Origin of the sequence: Ferviditalea candida, assembly GCF_035282765.1 — a bacterium.
GTDB lineage: Bacteria > Bacillota > Bacilli > Paenibacillales > KCTC-25726 > Ferviditalea > Ferviditalea candida.
In genome coordinates this window covers 1-250 of record NZ_JAYJLD010000152.1, presented here as the reverse complement: position 1 = coordinate 250, position 250 = coordinate 1, and the positions used below count along the sequence as shown (strand labels likewise).

Below are 250 nucleotides of genomic sequence, written 5' to 3'. Positions count from 1 at the left end.
GTCCTCATCACAGCCTGTTGTACAAGGAATTGGCCAGACTCGGCCGGACATGCCCGACTCTGCCAACCGAGCTGAGAGTGCTGAACCAAGAAATCATTCAGCCTTGCTTGCCATCTGCTCTTATCCTCGATCTGGATTCCTCGGTCGAGACCGTGTACGGCGATCAGGAGGGCGCGGCCAAAGGGACCAATCCGCACAAACCCGGAAGGAAAAGCTATCATCCGCTGCTGGCCTTCGAAGGACAGACCCG

Annotated in this window: 1 pseudogene; it reads left to right on the top strand. The window is 57.2% G+C overall.

From position 1 onward, the window contains the following. Positions 1-250: pseudogene (locus tag VF724_RS21460) on the top strand (IS1380 family transposase); the annotation flags it as partial.